Consider the following 17,833-nt stretch of genomic DNA (forward strand, 5'->3'; position numbering starts at 1 on the left):
GATCGCGACTTCTCTGTGTGCAGTTCTCAGCGCGCATATCTGATGCGGAGAAGTGTTTCAATACTTCTCGCAGCCCATGTGCGCGTACTGTGCCCCACGAGGTATCACCCATCGAGACAATAATCATGCGAAGATAAGTTGGTAGTAGAAGAGATTCACGCCTCGGACGATTCGAGGCGGGTGGAATCGTAGAAAGTGGCCCTTAGCGCCGCAATAGCAGTTATTGCCGCTCCCAGAAATTTTTCCCGGCGCATGAAAAACGCCCAGGGATTGCAATCCCTGGGCGTTCAACGGTGAAATCGAGAGCCGATTTAAGCGGTGCGCTTGCGATTTCGCAGCGCTAGCATCATCATTGCGCCCGCTGCTAGCAGTAAAGTGTTAGGTTCTGGCACTGCGAGGTCTGTAGCAGTCGAAGCCGCCGGGCCACCACTACTCGAACTTGCCGCTGAGGAATTCGCAGCTGGTGAACTAGAAGCAATAATCGCCTCCGGAGTCGGGACAACAAATGCCCGTTCGATGATTACCAGATGGTTATCTTGCAGCACAGGAATATTGATAGCCCCGAGATTGCCGCCACTTGGATCGAGGTTCTGCTGAGGAAGCGCCATGATTAGATTGACGGTTTCCATATTCACAATTTCAGCAAAAGGGACGAATCCTGAGTCATCCAGGAAGTCGTTGGTATCATTGAGATTAATGAAAAAGCTGCTCGTCCCCGAATTAGGATTCGTGGGATTACCACTCAATGCCAGAGAAACGGTTCCTCGCGTGTTGGAGAGACCTCCGAGATCAAAATCGACCTGGCCATCGCCATCTTCGTCTACGATTACCGGATCAAAGGTTGGCACCGAGGGGAACTCATTGAAACTTTCCGGAAGCGACAAAGTATTTGCCTGAAAGCCACCCATTTGCAATACAAAATTGGTTGCAGCACGGTTGATCACGGTCGTGTCATAACGTCCCGCATTTACGTAAGCAAGGATGTTGTCCACGTTCCCTTGCAGGAACGGATTTCCCGTTGGGTTGAGTCTCATATCAAACGTACCAACGTTCGTATCAAAACGAATCGTCTGGGCCGAAAGATTTGTGGTGGCAAATAGACCGAGGGCAAGAGCCCAAGCTAGGTGTCGAATCATGGGGGGTTTCACCAGGGTGAGGAAAGAGGTCTCTCGATTGTTCCGATACCTCCACCCTATTCACGACTACAGAAAACGTCAAGAAAATTGCCGCTTCTGAATGAGCCGGGCCGTCCCCGGCCCCGGTCTTTTCCGACATCTGGCACAAACAGAAATATCCAAATTGGTCGGGGCCGGCCCAGCTCTCCTTATTCATGAATTCGCTACAATCCGATTGAAATGCAGTCGCACCTCTCCGGCGACCACCCGTCTGACACCTTCCACGAGACACGCCGGTTCATTTTCTTCCTGGCCGCGGCGGACAATTTCGTCAATCGACGTCCCAGGCGACACACTGAAAGTCGATTGGTTGATAATCTGATTCCCCGCATCCAGTTCCGGAATGATGAAGTGGCATGTCGCCCCGTAGGTGAGCATCCGCACGGCGTAGGCATCGTGATAAGGTCGCATTCCTGGAAAGCTCGGAAGCAAGCCATGGTGCAAATTGATAATCCGCCCGCCGGCATACTTCCATACGCTGGCAGGTGGCAAAATCCGCATATACCTAGCTAGCACCACGTAGTCGATGTTCTGCTCGTCGCAGATTGAGACCAGACGCTCGTCGTCGGCATTGCCCTGGTCGTCTCCGATGGTGAACCATGGCACGTCAAACTCTTCTGCCAAGGACCGACAGGCCTGACGATTGCTAATCATCACCGCCGCTTCGGCATTAATTAGCCCGTTATGAATTGCTGTCAATACTGCCCGAGGCGTTTCGGTGCGATAGGTTGCGCAGATTGCTAGCCGAGGCTTACGACCGACAATATCCGGCGACCAGGTACGAATAGAAAGACCGGTACGGTCACTAATATCTGCTGCCGCCGCGTGGAGTTCGTCCGCTCGTCCAGGGGCCAATTCAACCCGCGTGAGCATCGAGAAGAGCGATTCTTCGTCGTGATCGAACATCTGGATTTCCGAGATGTTTGCTCCCAATTCCGTCACGCAGTGGACGATGGGGTCGGCCAAGCCACGATGATCTGGCCCAACGGCGGTGATGATGTATTGCATAGGAAAGCGTCACTAATTGATATCACTAGTTTATTGAGACGGGGTTAACTCAGCATAATTCATCGTCGTTGGCATGTCAGCGGGGAAACACAAAGTAGGAGGCACCCTCTGTGTGCAGTTTGGAATCAAGCTACATCACAGGGAATGTGACTGCTAGTTTAACCGCTACAACTTGGACAATCCTCATCCAAATAATTTGCGATCCCTCATTCTAAGACCTAACCTTTCATGGGTTTTTTCCCTACCGCTACTGCGGACATCGCCCCCGTTGTCCACTGTCAGTACTAGCAGTACCCCGCCGTTCCCACCTACCCCACAATTGCACATGAACACTCCCGCAGAAACTCTCGATATGGCTTCCTCCGATGAGTCGCACTCAGACCCTTCCAGCAACAATCTCGAAGCACTGCTGGATCGCATCAACCGGCTTGCGAGTGGCGAGGAAGCGGTTGAAGCGCAACCTGAACAACGAGCTGTAACTGAGCAATCTCAGGTCGCTCCAGAGAGACCACGCCCCATCGTTGTTCCTCCGGTCCACAATTTCGAAGATGCAGGCAGAGAGCGCAAAGAGTGGTGTCCTCCGGAGCCCAAAACACTAGCTCAAGCAGGGATCAGCGAAGGCCAACTCGAACACTTGGCCATTAAATGCCTGGGGGCATGTGGGGACTGCTCAGGTCACGAACTCGCCGAACACCACACGGTTCCCTTCCGTTTGATCGAACCTGTCCTGGCGACGTTGAAGCAAGCTCAGTTGGTCGCTTACCGCGGATCGGCTCCGATGAACGATTATGTTTATCAGCTTACCGAAATGGGCCGGGAGCAGGCGAAAAAGCTGACCGAGTATTGTAGCTATTTCGGCGCCGCGCCTGTTCCCCTCGAACACTACATCGAAAGTGTCGCCGAGCAGACACTCACCAAAGTTCACCCAACCAGAGGGGATCTGGAACGTGCCTTCTCCGATTTGCTTGTGAATCAGAACATGCTCAGACGCTTGGGACCTGCGGTGAACTCCGGACGTGGCTTGTTCCTGTTTGGATTTCCAGGCAACGGAAAAACAAGTATTGCTGAGCGGGTCACAAAGGCCTTCGGTGACACTGTCTGGATTCCGCGCGCGATTGGCATCGATGGCGAAGTCATGCGGGTTTTCGATCCAGCGCTTCACGAAGAGATACCGTTAGAAATGGCTGCGGGCCCCTTGCACGCCCGGGAGATCGATAAACGTTGGGTTCGCATCCGTCGGCCAACGATCGTCGTCGGTGGCGAATTGACTATGGATGCACTGGAAGTCAGTCCTGGAACCGGCAACAATGTCAGTGAAGCACCACTACAACTCAAAAGCAATTGTGGCACATTGGTCATCGACGACTTCGGACGTCAAAGAATGACGACCGACGTGCTTTTGAATCGCTGGATCGTGCCACTGGAAAAGCGGTACGACTTCCTGCGACTTGTGAATGGCAAGAAGATTCAAGTTCCCTTCGATCAGTTGATTATTTTCTCGACGAACCTCGAGCCAAAAGACCTAGTCGATGACGCCTTCCTTCGCCGTATTCCGTACAAAATCGAAGTGCCAGATCCAAGCGAAGAGGAATTCCGCCAGCTGTTCAAGATCATGGCACCGATTCTGGGAATGGAATACAACCAGGACTCGGTGGACTACTTGATCGCTACGCACTACCATCCCATCAATCGGCCGTTCCGCTGTTGCCAGCCTCGCGACCTACTTTTGCAGATCCGCAATTACTGCAACTATCTGGATACCATGCCCACCATGTGCCGCGAGTATTTCGACTACGCCGTCGAAAACTACTTCGCCGTCATGTAGGTGACGCTCAGCTTAGTGCGCCTGTCATTCCGAAGGAGCCTTGGCGACTGAGGAATCCAGGTTGACCCATCACAGGTACTCTATATGTGATGGTGTTGCTATCCAGATCCCTCTGGTCGCGGAACTCCCGTCGGGATGACGAGACGCAAGAAAACCCTCGCCAGTCGATTAACTGGCGAGGGTCTTTCACTCTCAATAATAGCCGTCGCCGGAAGGCGAGGGTCATAAGCCTCGGATCAACCATCGCCTGCCGGCGACGGCTACCAAGGACTCATCTGCCACTATTTGGCAGGGACCGAGTGCCAACCAGCAGCGTCGATTTCTGCTTGGCTACGCTTGGTCGTTGTGGTACTGATATTGTCTGTCGTCACAGGCTTGCTATAGACGGCCGTCCAGACATCAACGCTCGGCGAGCGATTGATGGGTTTGGCTCGATTCGAATTATTCTGGGCTGTTCGATCTTGAGGATTAAACAGCTTTGGAGCTTCGAAGTACGTACTCGATTCTGATGGCCCTGGATCGTTCTGAGGAACAACGTCATCACTTGCAGGATCACTTGCAGGAGGATAGTCCGAACGCAGCGGAGCGGCCTCCTGAGGGGTCAGAGCTGGGGCAGACATCTGCGAGGAACTCGATGAACTGCTCGGTGTGGAGTAAGTGATCGAGCTACCACTTCCAGAACAGCTTGAGCAGGCAGGCTCAGCAAAAGTTGCTTGTGAGACGCTCGACGCACATGAAGAACAAGGGGCACAACTCGAACAAGCAGAGCAAGGGGCAGGGGCGCTACAGGCTGAACAACTGCTAGTAACTACCGGACTCCCCACAATCACCGGACGCATCAGTACCTGGCGTTGGCCAAGGGGAGCAAATGCCGTCACGTGATTCACAGAGGTTACTGTGGGAGCGAATCCCGCCGTCTGGACAGGTGCAAATCCTACCGTCATGGGGATAGCCGTGGACGCAGTTGGCGCAAACCCAACCGTGGTTGGGGCAAAAGCGGTCGTCACAGTCGTGGGAGCAGAAAACCCCCAACGTCGCATTCGCCAATTATCAAGCATCCTGCCTGGATACCATCTGTTGTCAGGCGTAAAAGTCACTACGGTTGGCTGTACCACTGGTGAAAAAGCCACCACAGGGGTTGGGCATGTGCTGCATTGAGCTTTGACTGTACTCTTCTCCAGAAGAGTCAGTGCCATGAGACACAAACAAATAGCCGCGGGCTTCAAATAGCGTTTCATCTTAATCTCACAAAAAGAGGTATGGGGGATCATTGGCCCCTATCTAATGGTTTAAACTCCAGGACCCTTGGTTGGCAAGGATTTTTTACCTTTGTTCCTCAATTTGGCGAGGAATTTAAGTTAGCGTGACTTTGCGACCTGGGATAAGTTGGCCGGAGGAGTAGCTTTTTTGGTTGCCAGTGGTGCTATCACACTTGCTGACTTTCAAAATAGTTAAACAACTCTAACCCATAGTTAGCTCACAGGCAGTAATAATTGATGAGTGTTGAGAAGATGCAACTCTATGTCGAAAAAGTTCACCCTGCAAATCGCGAATGATGCAATTTCTCTACGAAATTGGTCCCTGGTTCGTTCAAACGATTTTATTGACTGCCAGCAGAAGACATTCGAGTAGCTGAGGGCATGTGGCAGGAATACGAAATCTACGTGAATGGTAACAATAGTTTATTACCTGCCCTGAATGTTCGACATCTGCTGATTTGCTGGTTGTTGCCTACCCCCATGCGTTGCGACAACATTTTCGCGAAGAGGCGTACATCGAGCCGCTGCCCGGGTATGATGGAGAACAGCTTCCAGGCTCGCATTTTGCCTGGATACCTAGCTGGTCAGATCCATAATTCCATAATTTGCTCAACCTTTGGAATCGCGCGGGTGCGCTGAAAGATACCGTGTGGATACTGGATGTCCATGCACGTGAATAATTGGAAGTCTGCGGTGATCAAGTCCACGCCTCTTGCTTCTTCCTATCGATCTCTACTGCGCTGGAGCACGGTGGCCTTTGTTCTATTCTCACCCTGGACGGTGACTCTCGACCATGGGATCTCTGCCCTGCCAATCCTACTCCTGGCAATTGGTTTCCTGCTCCCCATGGAAGTCACCGCCGAGGTCATCGAAGAGCCATTCGGCAAAGAAGCCGATGATCTGCCACTAGATAGAATCTGCGACACAATCGCGGCTTTCGTCGAAGAAACTCTCGGCAGCGCTACCTAAGTATTAGAAACGCAAGCACCTGACCTTGGCTTGCAAAGCCTAGCGCGGCATTTGCGGCCGATGAAACCCAATCTGGGCTAGCGCGTTGTAAACCTCGTCGAGTGTCTTCTCGCCAAAGTTGGAGATGCTTAGCAAGTCTTCGCGGGTGCAGTGCAGCAAGTCGTCGACCGTGAAGACTCCTTTTTCTTCGAGGCAGTTGGTCGTGCGGACGGCAAGGCCGATTTCGGCGGTGCTCATCTCAAGGCGATCCTTCATGCCCTGGTTGGCAAGTTCAGCTTGATTCAGTGGAATGCGGGTCATCGAGGGGTCCCTCCCTGGGGGTGTGATGTCTAGTGAAAGGTTGCCACATCTCCGGGCAACCGGATACTCCTTATGGCCGGAAGTATAGCAACAAGTAGCTACTCAATACCAGAAAAAATTCGCTTGAGGGGAAAAATTCTCGACTTCACATTCAGATGCTGTCATTGGCGCACACGAGCCGCGCGGCATAGGATGGAATGATTGCTGGCTTTCGCCGACGGCTAGCAAATTCGTTTCCGGCGAAAGGTAACATGTGGACCCACTCTTCGAAGCACTGAATCCTGCCCAATGCGACGCCGTGAGGCATGTCGACGGACCGATGCTCGTACTCGCTGGGCCTGGCAGTGGCAAGACCCGGGTCGTGACCCATCGCATTGCCCACCTGCTACGGGAGGGGATCCCCGCCTCTCAGATGCTGGCTCTCACGTTTACCAACAAGGCAGCCGATGAGATGCATCAGCGGGTCGAGGAACTGGCACCCGGCCAGCGCGTTTGGGTCAGCACCTTCCATCGCTTTGGGGCTCGGCTGCTCAGGCACTACTCAGACCTAGTCGGTCTGACCCCAAATTTCACGATCTACGACACCACTGACGCCAAGCAAACCCTTGCCAGGGTCATCGATGTGGCCAAGATCAATACGCTCCACTATACCCCGGAGCGGATCGCTCATGCTATCAGCGACGCAAAGAACAAGCTAATCACGGCCGACAAATTCGAACCGCGCCCTGGGAGCCCACTGAGCCAAATTGTTGCCGAGGTCTACCCCGCCTACCAAAAGAGACTAATCGCTTCGTCCGCAGTCGACTTCGACGACCTGCTGCTCCACGTCGCTCAGCTGTTATTTCAAAGTCCCGAGGTCCGCGCTGAGCTGGATGAGCGATTTCGTTATCTGCTGGTGGACGAGTATCAGGACACCAACCATGTGCAATACGTCATGCTCCGTGCCCTCTCGGTCGACTACCCCAATCTGGCAGTGACAGGCGACCCCGACCAATCAATCTATGGGTGGCGTGGAGCCGACATCAAGAACATCCTGCAATTTGAGACGGACTTTCCCCAAGTAAAAGTCGTCCGGCTAGAACAAAACTACCGCAGCACGAAGCGGATTCTGCGCGTAGCCGATGACCTAATTCGCCACAATCTGCGTCGCAAACAGAAGTCGCTCTTCACCGACAACGACGAAGGCACTTCCGTTCGCCTGGTGGAATACGCAAGCCAGGACGCCGAAGCCGCTGGCATCGCCAAGCGAATTGCCGAAGCGATTGAATCAGGTCAGCGTCGCGCTTGCGACTTCGCTATCCTCTACCGAGTGAATGCCTTATCGCGTGCCTTGGAGCGGGGATTACGCGAGGCGGGCGTTCCCTACCAGATCATCCGTGGCCAAGAGTTCTACGGGCGCAAAGAAATCAAAGACGTGCTGGCTTACTGCCAGCTCATCAACAATCCTCGCGACGACCAGGCTGTGCTGCGCACGATCAACACCCCGACCCGCGGCATTGGCCGCAAGACGGTCGATCTCTTGAGCGACCATGCCTACCGCCAAGGGATATCGCTGCTGGACGCGGCCCGCGAGGCTGCCACAATTCCAGATCTTGCCGCCCGTTCTGCGAAGAAGGTTGCCGTTTATGTGGCGCTGATGGAACGCCTCTGTGGTTTAGCCGATAGTGACGTGGAGGAGATCCTCGGCACGGTGCTGGAAGAATCAGGCTATCGGGGGTCTTTGAGCGAAAGCGACAGTGAGGAGGACCTCAATCGCCTGGCGAACATCGAGGAACTCTTGACCGATGCCCGCCAATTTGACGAAAAAAATCCCGGTGGTGGGCAGTTAGAGACTTATCTAGAAAATGCCTGGCTCGTGAACGAGACCGACGACTGGGAGAGCGAAACGGACAAGGTCACCCTGATGACGCTCCACGCGGCCAAGGGTTTGGAGTTTCCAGTGGTGTTTATCGTGGCGGTCGAACATGGCCTGTTGCCGCATGAACGCAGTACCAGCGACGAAGCCCAGATGGAGGAGGAACGCCGACTTGCATTTGTGGGTATTACGCGAGCCGAAGACGAACTCCAACTCAGCTTTGCCGTCGAGCGAGACTTTCGTGGCCAGCGTCGTCACACGGTCCCCAGTTCGTTTTTGATGGAGATACCTCGCGAAGCCTTGCATCTGGAGACTTCTGTGGACCAGATGGAGGATTGGAACGACGAATCCTGGCTCGACGAGGAGCATGATTATTTAGACGTCGACCAATCAGAAGACACCGACGATGTTTCCTTCGATTTCGGCGCGGCAGCCAAACCAGCACAAAAAGAGTTAACTCAAAAATCACCGAACTGGCCGATGGTGGCTGGGCAAATTACGACCGCGGCAGCACTGGCTGGAGAGGTACAAGCCTCTGAGTCGCGGGTTTCGCCCGACGCGTTTTTCCAGGGGATGACTGTGGTCCATCCAGATCATGGCGTCGGCAAGATCGTCGCACTTTCTGGCTCCGGCAAGAACCGCCGAGCGACAGTCCGTTTCGTGACGGTCGGCGAGAAACGCTACATCCTTGCTCACAGCCCGCTGAGGCCAGCAGGGAAGTAGTATTTATTGCACTCCTCTTTGATGCCCGTTTGTGTGGGAATGACGCGATGTGGATTACCACGTTATACTCATCCTCTGAGCAAAGTTCTCTGCCCTCATAGGAGCAATCATTTGACCCAGTTAGTTGGTGTATTCTCTGTTCTCGTTGCCCTGACCTTGTCGCTGATGGTTACGCGTGTCGCCGCCCTAGCGCTCATGTTTACAGGCCTGTCGCGGGAAGCGGCTAAGTTCCAAGCTCGGTCTGCATTCACCGGAGTGGGATATACTACCGTCGAGGCGGAGAATACCGTCAATCATCCTGTTCGCCGTCAAATAATCATGTTGCTCATGCTGTTGGGTAACATCGGCGTGGCGACGGTCATTGCCACGATCATGGTATCTGTTGGTGGAGCCATTGGTACAAGTTGGCATCAACAGCTGCTTGCTCTGGCAGCCTTAACTGGAGGGTTGATTTTACTTTGGTTTTTCTTCTCCAGTCGCTGGGTCGAGCGACATATGAACCGCATCATTGCCTGGGCGTTAAAGACGTTTACCGATCTCGATGTCCGCGACTACGTGGCCCTCTTGGAGCTTTCGGGTGGCTACGCGGTGAGCGAAATGATCGTCGAGCCGCAAGACTGGCTAGCCAATAAGCCGCTGATGGAACTGCGTCTGTCGGACGAGGGAATCCTCATTCTGGGAATTCGGTCTCCCGAAGGAAAATTTCATGGTACGCCACGAGGCGATGACAGCATCCAAGTCGGTGACACCTTGATCGTTTACGGCAATATCGAGGACATTGAACAACTTGATCGCCGCAGAGCAGGGGGCCGGGGCGACCGCGAACACCGCGAAGCTGTCGAAGAGCAGGAAGAATTAGAACAGGAAGATGCCGAGTGGCGCGAAAAAGAAGAAAGTCTACAAAACGAATAGCCTCGACTCTACGGGTCGCTGGAATCAGAATCATTCGAAACGAAGTGTCAACTGAAACCCAACTGGAAACAAAATGAACGATTATTTCCGACAAGTCTATGCCTTCAATCTTGGCTACTGCGAAGCCCTGCTTAAGGACATTCCTGAGGCAGAGATGCGCGCCCAGCCGTCGCCAGGAATTAATCCACCGGCGTGGCTTCTGGGACATCTGGCCATCTGTACCGACTTCGCTCTTGAACTGATGGGAGGGATGAAGCAACTTCCAGAAAAATGGCACAAAGAATTTGGTCCCCAATCGCTGCCACTTTCGAAGGAGTTTCCGTACCCCACGAAAGACGAACTTTGGCACGCCTATTCAGCCGGACATGCCGCCGTGACTGCACTCAGCACCGAGGTCCCCACCGACATGTTGGAGCGTCCCAACCCGCTTCCCTTTGAGTTTCTCAAAAAAATGCTGCCAACGACCGGCGATTTAATCGCCCATCTGATGAGCACGCACGAGGCATCTCACTTGGGGCATCTCTCAAATTGGCGGCGCCAGATGGGCCATCCACCGCTCTTTTAGTAGAGCGATTGAACTTTTCCCAAGCGGGCCCCTACATTTTTTCTATTACATCTCATACACTCGTTTTCAAAGCTAACTCATGTCCGGATTCATCAAACCCGAAGGGATTCACCATGCCGACCGTTGCCGAGGAACGAGTTCTTGTCCTGCCTACTAGCGAATTTCATGAGCTGGGACATTTTCAGGGGTTCTCTCCAGATCTGAATACCTATTTGCCAGCGCTTCTCGAGAGTCAGAACTTGAGCTATCGGCCCCGCAGTGAGATGGAACAGGACCCCAGTTTCAAGCAACTGATCCCCTACATGGTCTTTCGTTACACCGATGATGATGGAGTGCCCTGTTTGTTCCAATACACCCGCGGGGGAGGGCAGGGCGAGAAACGGCTTCACGCCAAACGAAGCGTGGGCATTGGCGGACATATCTCGACCGACGATGCCGATGCCGGCAGCATCGCCGACGTCTACCGTGTCGGCATGCAACGCGAACTAGCCGAGGAAGTCGCCCTCGAAACCGCTTACACCGAAGAATGCGTCGGCCTGATCAACGACGACGAAACCCCCGTCGGCGAAGTACATCTCGGGGTCGTACATCTGTTCGACTTGGCCGAGCCACTCGTCCAACCCCGCGAGACAGAGATTCTCAACGCCGGATTCCGGCCCATCGCCGAATTGCTCAACGAACTGGACGAATTCGAATCATGGTCGCAAATCGTGGTGCGGGCATTGTTTGGTTGAGTACTTGTCGTTCCGCAAGGAGCAACACGACCTAAGTGATCGGGGTATACCCATCGCTTGCACCCCATGCCTTCTGGTTTTTATTGCCAGTTACTTCCAGGACCAGAGGACACAGTCGTTTTGTATTCCGTTCTCACCAGTTATAATGAATGACTCGCCAGATCGGGAGTAGTTTCCAGGCTATACGCCTTGGAAAACCCAGGCTTGGTTATCTTGCCCCACCTCAACTGTTGGAACGAGTGGCTAATGCGAAGACTCATCATCTGTTGGTTCGCCCTCCTGCTAGTTGGAGTCGAACCATGTGTCTTTTCACCGAAGTGCTTGGCTAGTCAACTATCGTTTCCAATGGAGAAGATCCTGCCACCTTCGCCGGTAGGGAGCGGGCTTTTCGGGGGCGAGGTCGCCTTGCAGGGGCAGCAACTTATCGTTTCCGAAAAGCGACTCGGTATTTACGGAGGGAGTGCCGACGTGTTCCACCTGTCTCCTGCTGGAGCGAATTTTCAGGCAACACTTATTGCCCCCAGCTTCACGGCGGACTTCGGAATCGGCGTGGCCATCAGCTATGGCAATACTTCTACTCCCTCTCGGGCCATCGTCGCAGGGAGAGACGCCGCATATGTCTTCACTGAGGGTTCATCAGGCTGGGAGAATCAACCTACTGGGCAACTCAGTTGGGGTGGTGGACTCGTTGCGATCGATGGCAACGTGGCAGTGGGGCATGGAGCCCCTGGCACCGGGACGATGGTCGTCCACGAATTTACTGAGACGTTAGCCAATCAGTGGAAGCCAATAGCTACTCTGGTGGGTGGCAATGAAGGCTTTGGCGGTGGAGCTGTTTTACAGAATGGCACCGCTGTAATCGCTTCTCCAACGGAAGACGCCGGTTCGACAAACAGTGGTGCGGTGTACGCTTACCAAGCAATTAGCGATACTTGGCAGGCAACCGACCGGCTCGTCCCCTCTGATCCTCTTTTTCGTGGCGGTTTTGGCACGGATATTGACCTGGAGGGGGATACATTAATGGTGAGCAGAGTTCTTGGCGGACCCAGCAAAGATGGCCCCCAGCCAGGGGTCGTCTCTGTTTATGAGCGGTCCGGTACAGATTGGATAGAGACACTACGTCTCACATCCTCAGATAGTTTCGCAGGAGATGGCTTCGGATCTCGAGTAGCAGTTTCAAGAAACTTCGCAGCCGTCTTGGCGACTGGTCATGCAGAAGGACGTGTCTACGTCTTCCGAAGACAGTCGGCCGGGTGGAATGAGCTGGGATGGGTCAGCACTGGTCAGCCATTTAGCTCCTTATACGACCAATTTGGAGTCTCACTTGACCTCGACGGTTCCACGCTTGTGGTGGGAGCTCGTCTTGACGATGAAGCAGGTGATCAGGCTGGCGCAGTTTATAGATTCACAATTCCGGAGCCTTCGAGCATGGCATTATCTGTCCTTGGAATCTCTCTTCTAGCAAGCCGATCGTTGAGAAAAATCGGTAAGGCAAAGAATCCCAGGATAAGAATTGAACAATTTTGATACCTTGATCGAAGGCTCTCGCTGTGACCATGATCTGCGTATACAAGCATTATGACCCTCATTAGAATAGAAATCACTCGCGCTGGGCATTCTACAATGGTGGATCATCAATGCGGTATCTGATGTCAGCGTTCAAGTCCTTCAAACCAAGATCGTGGATCGGTCAAAGCCATTCCACCGGTCGAGGGCTTACTCGCTCGCTTCGCATTGAACCCCTGGAATCCCGCCGACTACTCGCAACTTTCGCCGTCGCGAATCTCAACGATGCGGGATTAGGCAGTTTGCGCCAAGCGATCGACGATGCTAACCAAAATCCTGGGTTCGATTCCATAGACTTGAGCGCGGTATCGGGGACAATCTCTCTCACTTCCGGTGAGTTTCTCATTACCGACTTTGTCTCGATCGAGGGTCCTGGCGCAGATACCTTGACGATCGACGCCCAAGAGAATTCGCGAATCTTTCACCTTCAAACACCCACAGGCAACAACTCCGTCGCAGGACTTCGTCTGGTCAATGGGCTTACAACCGGTGCTGATCAACCGGGAGGTGCAATCTACTCAGAAACGTTTGGCGTACTCACGCTCAACCGAATGGAAATTTTCAGTAGCGGCACCGAGGGAGACGACTCGCCGGGAGGTGCCGTATATAGTAAGCGGAGTGCGACGGTGACTAACTCTGTGATCGGCAATAGTTTTACCAGGGGCGCGGATTCACCTGGTGGCGGTATCTCGGCATGGTTTGACGAAGTGCAAATTAACGATTCTACAATCTCCACTAACAAGACTGAAGGACCGCGTTCGGGCGGCGGTGGCGTCTATAGTCGCTTATCTACCAGGTTAGAAGATGCCTTGGTGAGTGGCAATACGACCCATGGCCACAACTCGCGTGGCGGGGGAGTGTTCGCACCAAATACATCGGTCGCGCTATCTGAAATCAGGGATAACCACACTTACGGCGAATCCTCCGAAGGAGGCGGGATTTATTCGACGATGAGCTCCTTGATCGTAGAATCACTGCTCCAAGGTAATTCGACGACCGGCGAGTTCTCCACGGGCGGAGGGCTTTTCTTCGATCGGTCACTTTCGCTCGTGGATTCTCAAGTTCTCGCCAACAAGACTCACGGAGATCATTCCGCCGGTGGAGGAATCTTTGGTTCGGACCTGGCAAATATCACCGGGACGACGATTGCCCAGAACGTCACCGAAGGAGAACTCTCACAGGGGGGCGGAATTCGTTTCTTTGGCAATTTTTCCATGACTGATTCTCAGGTCATCGAAAACGGTACGTACGGCTTGAAGGCCGGGGGCGCTGGGATGAGGGTCGACAATCAGGCCACCATTGTCGATTCCAACATCAGCGGCAACGTTATTTACGGTTCTGAAGGATGGGGCGGAGGATTGTTCGTTACGGGAGTGGCCGACATCGCGACTTCCACGATCAGTCACAACGAAAGCCGCGGTTTCCAGAGTGTTGGGGGAGGCATTTTTTCCGAAGCGCAAACCACCATTACGCGCTCTCTAGTTTACGCCAATGCAATCTACGGAGACGATGGTTTTGGGGGTGGTATCTTTCACAATTTGCCGCTCACCCTTGACAACTCGACGGTCAGCGGAAACCTTGCCGGAGGGTCTTCCGAAGCAGGAGGAGGAATCTTTTCCAATGCAAACCTCACGCTCAGACAAAGCACAATAACCAACAATCGAGCGTCATTTCTCGTGGGCGGCGTCTGGAATCAAGAGCACGCAACAATCCTCGAAGGCTCGATTGTCGCGGACAACACGGCTCACTCTGTGGAAAAGGACATGTTTCAGTTCAATGGTTCCATCCAGGCCAATTATAGTCTGATAGGAAATTCGACTGGTTCAACCCTCGGGGGCAATTCGGGAATAGGAAATTTGTTGAACGTCTCTCCACTCCTCGGTCCCTTGGCAGACAATGGGGGACCCACGAAGACCCATGCCCTGTTGCCTGGCAGTCCGGCGATTGATGCCGGCGATCCATCTGTCCAATTTGATCCAGACTCTTTTGATCAACGAGGTCTGGCGCGCGTCGCCGACGGCGATCCACCGGAATCGCTTGTGATCGACATCGGTGCGTATGAGGCACAGATTGCGCCGTCGGCCGATTTTGATTCCGACGGCGATGTCGATGGTCACGATTTCCTCGCCTGGCAACGCGGGTTTGGAAAGTCCAATGCCGTGCCGGCCGATGGCGACAGCGACGACGATGGCGACGTCGACGCGAGCGACTTGGCCACATGGCAACTTACTTACGACGAAGTCGTCAGTCCGATGAAAGATGTGCAGCGAGATGTCTTTTCCGTGGAAAGTCCCGCTTGGGCTTTGAACGCTGCGATTGCGTTGACATATGGCGATGATAAAGAAGGACTTAAGGCAACGCCTATTCTTGAACTCAGCTTTGTGGCTACACAGTCGGAGAAAGTTACCGCACCACCTATGCTACCAGTGCCTACTGGAGAAGGGTACGACCGTCGCACGCTTGCACGCTCTCCTTTCCGACCTGCAGCCAGAAATGTCGCACACGAACTCGCTGCCCAATGCTCCGAACCGTTCTTTGACTACCTGTTATTTAACGCACAAGTTTGACCGGGAGCATCTTGCAGCGACTGGCACTTCAATTGTCCGCGTCGGAGTAGTTTCTTGGGCATGACACCCCCCTTCGAAGAATAGTACAGTAGCAGAGCTCATCAGGAAATTCTGTTGTGACTGTTGAATCTTAGAATGGAAACCGTCCGAATCTCCACAAAATCCTGATAATAGCAATCCACATGTGCGGGTCGGCGTTAGCAGCCGGTAGAAGCGATGCCTTAAAACGTCCGCTATCTCTTAACTCTCGACTTTATGGTTCGCTACAATAAAAAGAGTCATGGCACACAGCACACCCATCTACATGGACAACCACGCCACCACGCGGACCGATCCGCGCGTGGTCGAGGCTATGCTGCCATATTTCTCTGAAGTATATGGCAATCCGGGAAGTGTTGGGCACGAATATGGCGCAGAAGCTCACACTGCAGTGGAACTTGCTACCGCTTCGCTCGCAGCCCAACTCGGTGCTGATCCGCAAGAAATCATCTTCACCAGCGGTGCGACTGAAAGTAACAATCTTGCCATCCGTGGCCTTGCTGAGCGGAACCAGCGGCGGGGAAAACATTTGGTGAGTGTGCGGACTGAGCATCGGGCCGTGTTGGATCCTTTGGAACGTCTCGTACAGCAGGGCTACGAAGTAACTCTGCTGGAAGTTGAGCGACATGGATCCACTCGAGCCGGTTGGCTCGATCCGGAACAGGTGGCCGAGGCGATTCAAGACGACACAATCCTGGTGAGCGTGATGCTCGCTAACAATGAGATCGGTGTTATCCAGCCCTTGGCGGAAATCGCGGCCGTGTGTCGCCACAGCGGAGTTCTGTTGCACTGCGATGCAACCCAGGCTGTTGGCAAGATTCCTGTTAGTGTGCGCGAACTGGGTGTCGATCTGATGAGCTTCTCCGGACACAAGATTTATGGACCGAAGGGAATTGGTGCCCTCTATGTCCGACGGGGTAGTCCCATTGTGCGATTCTCTCCTCAGATCACTGGCGGCGGTCAACAAGGGGGCCGTCGCAGCGGGACACTCAATGTACCGGGCATCGTTGGCATGGCCAGGGCGTTGGAGCTGTGCATTGATGAATTGCCAACCGAAGAAGAACGACTTGCCGGCTTGCGCGACCAATTATTTGCAGGTTTGCAAGAACGCCTCAGCGGTGTCCAGCTCTGTGGTCCCACGCTCGATGAGAGAAATCCGGCTGGGGATCGACTGCGTCTGCCGGGGAACTTGGATGTCGCTTTCGGCGATATCGATGGTGAGGCCGTGTTGATCGAGATGGACAACCTGGCGGTAAGTTCGGGGGCGACCTGCTCGTCGCATGAGCCGGGACCGAGCCATGTGCTGTTGGCCCTGGGGCTCAGCGAAGACCTGGCCCGCAGTAGCCTGCGTTTTGGCCTGGGCCGATTTAATACCCCTGCGGAAGTCGATTCAGCGATAAAATCCGTCACCTCTGCCATTGAAAAACTGCGAAAACTGGCCGGCTGAGCGGGTTCGCCTTTTCTTTGCGGAGTTTTTGCTATAATTTAGGGAGTAGTCGAGAGGCGACTACAAACGACCAAATTTCCCTCCCCCATAGCTAGGATTCCTAAGATGAGCATTGTCTTGACCGAAAACGCCGCCAAAGAAGTCAAGCGGATTATTGAAGACCAGAAACTCGAAGACGACACACTGCTACGAGTAGGTGTCGCCGGGGGTGGTTGTAGTGGGTTTAGCTATTCGCTCGGTTTCGACCGTGCCTACGATGAAAAAGCTGATTCGAAATTCGAGTTCCACGGAATCCCTGTGGTTGTCGACAAGAAGTCTGCCCTCTACTTGGACGGCACAACGGTCGATTTCTATGAAGGCTTGGAAAAGCGCGGCTTTACGTTCGATAACCCGAATGCGGTAAAGAGCTGCGGCTGTGGAAGCTCGTTCCAAGCGTAGTCGTTCGTCTTGTACGAACTCTGTAGAATTCCCTCTTTCATAGCCGTCGGCGGAAGCCGATGGTTCTTGCGCTACAGCGTTTGCATGCGCATTCGTTACAGCCCGTGCAGAGCCACCACGCGGTGGCAATCCGCCACTTTTGTCGCTCCTCTCCAGGTAGTTTCTCCTGCACCGCGTGCATCTGTAACCTAGGGTTCAGATAGGACATGGACACTCACACTGCAAGCGGTGCGAGCACTCCTCTTATCTGGATGGATTTCTTATGTTAAAGCACATCAAACAATTTCTGAAGAGCGAAGATGGACCAACTGCAGTAGAGTATGCCGTGATGCTCGCCCTGATTGTCGCCACCTGCCTTACATCGATCGGCTTGTTGTCGAATGAAACGGCAGCCAGCTTCGACAACTCCGCATCGCAACTCAATGCAGTACTAGGTTCGTAAGTAGTGACT

Annotated in this window: 17 protein-coding genes; 13 read left to right on the forward strand and 4 right to left on the reverse strand. The window is 53.7% G+C overall.

What is annotated here, in order from left to right; all coding sequences use genetic code 11:
- Nucleotides 1-311: 311 nt before the first annotated feature.
- Complete coding sequence (locus tag Pr1d_RS08940; protein ID WP_148076318.1) at nt 312-1,136, reverse strand: peptidylprolyl isomerase; 825 nt, start codon at nt 1,134-1,136, stop codon at nt 312-314.
- Nucleotides 1,137-1,328: 192 nt separating this feature from the next.
- On the reverse strand, nt 1,329-2,183 hold the full coding sequence (locus Pr1d_RS08945) for a formyltetrahydrofolate deformylase (protein WP_148073210.1): 855 nt from the start codon (nt 2,181-2,183) through the stop codon (nt 1,329-1,331).
- A 325-nt stretch (nt 2,184-2,508) separates the two neighbouring features.
- On the opposite strand from Pr1d_RS08945, the gene Pr1d_RS08950 reads away from it, so the two are divergent.
- Complete coding sequence (locus Pr1d_RS08950) at nt 2,509-4,008, forward strand: ATP-binding protein (protein WP_238476664.1); 1,500 nt, start codon at nt 2,509-2,511, stop codon at nt 4,006-4,008.
- 281 nt (nt 4,009-4,289) lie between these two features.
- Here Pr1d_RS08950 and Pr1d_RS08955 read toward each other — a convergent pair whose 3' ends face one another.
- Nucleotides 4,290-4,628 (reverse strand): hypothetical protein, encoded by a 339-nt coding sequence (locus Pr1d_RS08955; protein ID WP_148073211.1) that lies wholly within the window; start codon nt 4,626-4,628, stop codon nt 4,290-4,292.
- Between the two features lie 37 nt (nt 4,629-4,665).
- Here Pr1d_RS08955 and Pr1d_RS08960 point away from each other — a divergent pair, with 37 nt between their 5' ends.
- From Pr1d_RS08960 to Pr1d_RS08970, 3 genes are all read left to right on the forward strand, one after another.
- Nucleotides 4,666-4,890, forward strand: coding sequence for a hypothetical protein (locus Pr1d_RS08960; protein WP_148073212.1), 225 nt, complete (start codon nt 4,666-4,668; stop codon nt 4,888-4,890).
- A gap of 15 nt (nt 4,891-4,905) precedes the next feature.
- Entirely contained in the window at nt 4,906-5,166 is a 261-nt protein-coding gene (locus Pr1d_RS08965) for a hypothetical protein (RefSeq protein WP_148073213.1), read from the forward strand.
- Between the two features lie 761 nt (nt 5,167-5,927).
- A complete protein-coding gene (locus Pr1d_RS08970; protein WP_148073214.1) occupies nt 5,928-6,236 on the forward strand; it encodes a bestrophin family protein in 309 nt (102 codons plus the stop codon).
- 39 nt (nt 6,237-6,275) lie between these two features.
- Here Pr1d_RS08970 and Pr1d_RS08975 read toward each other — a convergent pair whose 3' ends face one another.
- Entirely contained in the window at nt 6,276-6,536 is a 261-nt protein-coding gene (locus tag Pr1d_RS08975) for a DNA-directed RNA polymerase subunit alpha C-terminal domain-containing protein (RefSeq protein ID WP_148073215.1), read from the reverse strand.
- Nucleotides 6,537-6,789: 253 nt separating this feature from the next.
- Between Pr1d_RS08975 and Pr1d_RS08980 the strand changes: the two genes are divergently transcribed.
- The 9 genes from Pr1d_RS08980 to Pr1d_RS09020 all read left to right on the forward strand — a co-directional run bounded on the left by Pr1d_RS08980 (nt 6,790) and on the right by Pr1d_RS09020 (nt 17,824).
- On the forward strand, nt 6,790-9,114 hold the full coding sequence (locus Pr1d_RS08980; protein ID WP_148073216.1) for an ATP-dependent helicase: 2,325 nt from the start codon (nt 6,790-6,792) through the stop codon (nt 9,112-9,114).
- Nucleotides 9,115-9,225: 111 nt separating this feature from the next.
- The gene (locus tag Pr1d_RS08985; RefSeq protein WP_210417933.1) at nt 9,226-10,026 is read left to right on the forward strand and encodes a TrkA C-terminal domain-containing protein; all 801 of its coding nucleotides are present in this window, start codon (nt 9,226-9,228) and stop codon (nt 10,024-10,026) included.
- A 73-nt stretch (nt 10,027-10,099) separates the two neighbouring features.
- Nucleotides 10,100-10,591, forward strand: a complete 492-nt coding sequence (locus Pr1d_RS08990; RefSeq protein WP_148073217.1) for a DinB family protein — start codon at nt 10,100-10,102, stop codon at nt 10,589-10,591.
- A 113-nt stretch (nt 10,592-10,704) separates the two neighbouring features.
- Entirely contained in the window at nt 10,705-11,325 is a 621-nt protein-coding gene (locus Pr1d_RS08995; protein ID WP_148073218.1) for a phosphoesterase, read from the forward strand.
- A 246-nt stretch (nt 11,326-11,571) separates the two neighbouring features.
- On the forward strand, nt 11,572-12,852 hold the full coding sequence (locus tag Pr1d_RS09000; protein ID WP_148073219.1) for an FG-GAP repeat protein: 1,281 nt from the start codon (nt 11,572-11,574) through the stop codon (nt 12,850-12,852).
- Nucleotides 12,853-12,974: 122 nt separating this feature from the next.
- Nucleotides 12,975-15,458, forward strand: a complete 2,484-nt coding sequence (locus Pr1d_RS09005) for a choice-of-anchor Q domain-containing protein (protein ID WP_148073220.1) — start codon at nt 12,975-12,977, stop codon at nt 15,456-15,458.
- Between the two features lie 280 nt (nt 15,459-15,738).
- Nucleotides 15,739-16,944 carry a cysteine desulfurase family protein gene (locus Pr1d_RS09010; RefSeq protein WP_148073221.1) on the forward strand — a complete coding sequence of 402 codons (1,206 nt, stop codon included), beginning with the start codon at nt 15,739-15,741 and terminating at the stop codon, nt 16,942-16,944.
- A 105-nt stretch (nt 16,945-17,049) separates the two neighbouring features.
- Nucleotides 17,050-17,382: a HesB/IscA family protein gene (locus tag Pr1d_RS09015; RefSeq protein ID WP_148073222.1), complete on the forward strand. Its 333-nt coding sequence runs from the start codon at nt 17,050-17,052 to the stop codon at nt 17,380-17,382.
- A 262-nt stretch (nt 17,383-17,644) separates the two neighbouring features.
- Nucleotides 17,645-17,824 carry a Flp family type IVb pilin gene (locus tag Pr1d_RS09020; RefSeq protein ID WP_148073223.1) on the forward strand — a complete coding sequence of 60 codons (180 nt, stop codon included), beginning with the start codon at nt 17,645-17,647 and terminating at the stop codon, nt 17,822-17,824.
- Nucleotides 17,825-17,833: the final 9 nt, after the last annotated feature.

Source organism: Bythopirellula goksoeyrii (genome assembly GCF_008065115.1).
In the GTDB taxonomy this organism is placed as follows: Bacteria; Planctomycetota; Planctomycetia; order Pirellulales; family Lacipirellulaceae; genus Bythopirellula; species Bythopirellula goksoeyrii.

Excerpts from the sequence above, each read along its gene's own strand:
- Pr1d_RS08940 (WP_148076318.1), bottom strand. The coding sequence starts at position 1,136 with ATGATTCGACACCTAGCTTGGGCTCTTGCCCTCGGTCTATTTGCCACC.
- Pr1d_RS08945 (WP_148073210.1), bottom strand. The coding sequence starts at position 2,183 with ATGCAATACATCATCACCGCCGTTGGGCCAGATCATCGTGGCTTGGCC.
- Pr1d_RS08950 (WP_238476664.1), top strand. The coding sequence starts at position 2,509 with ATGAACACTCCCGCAGAAACTCTCGATATGGCTTCCTCCGATGAGTCG.
- Pr1d_RS08955 (WP_148073211.1), bottom strand. The coding sequence starts at position 4,628 with ATGTCTGCCCCAGCTCTGACCCCTCAGGAGGCCGCTCCGCTGCGTTCG.
- Pr1d_RS08970 (WP_148073214.1), top strand. The coding sequence starts at position 5,928 with ATGTCCATGCACGTGAATAATTGGAAGTCTGCGGTGATCAAGTCCACG.
- Pr1d_RS08975 (WP_148073215.1), bottom strand. The coding sequence starts at position 6,536 with ATGACCCGCATTCCACTGAATCAAGCTGAACTTGCCAACCAGGGCATG.
- Pr1d_RS08990 (WP_148073217.1), top strand. The coding sequence starts at position 10,100 with ATGAACGATTATTTCCGACAAGTCTATGCCTTCAATCTTGGCTACTGC.
- Pr1d_RS08995 (WP_148073218.1), top strand. The coding sequence starts at position 10,705 with ATGCCGACCGTTGCCGAGGAACGAGTTCTTGTCCTGCCTACTAGCGAA.
- Pr1d_RS09000 (WP_148073219.1), top strand. The coding sequence starts at position 11,572 with ATGCGAAGACTCATCATCTGTTGGTTCGCCCTCCTGCTAGTTGGAGTC.
- Pr1d_RS09005 (WP_148073220.1), top strand. The coding sequence starts at position 12,975 with ATGTCAGCGTTCAAGTCCTTCAAACCAAGATCGTGGATCGGTCAAAGC.
- Pr1d_RS09010 (WP_148073221.1), top strand. The coding sequence starts at position 15,739 with ATGGCACACAGCACACCCATCTACATGGACAACCACGCCACCACGCGG.
- Pr1d_RS09015 (WP_148073222.1), top strand. The coding sequence starts at position 17,050 with ATGAGCATTGTCTTGACCGAAAACGCCGCCAAAGAAGTCAAGCGGATT.
- Pr1d_RS09020 (WP_148073223.1), top strand. The coding sequence starts at position 17,645 with ATGTTAAAGCACATCAAACAATTTCTGAAGAGCGAAGATGGACCAACT.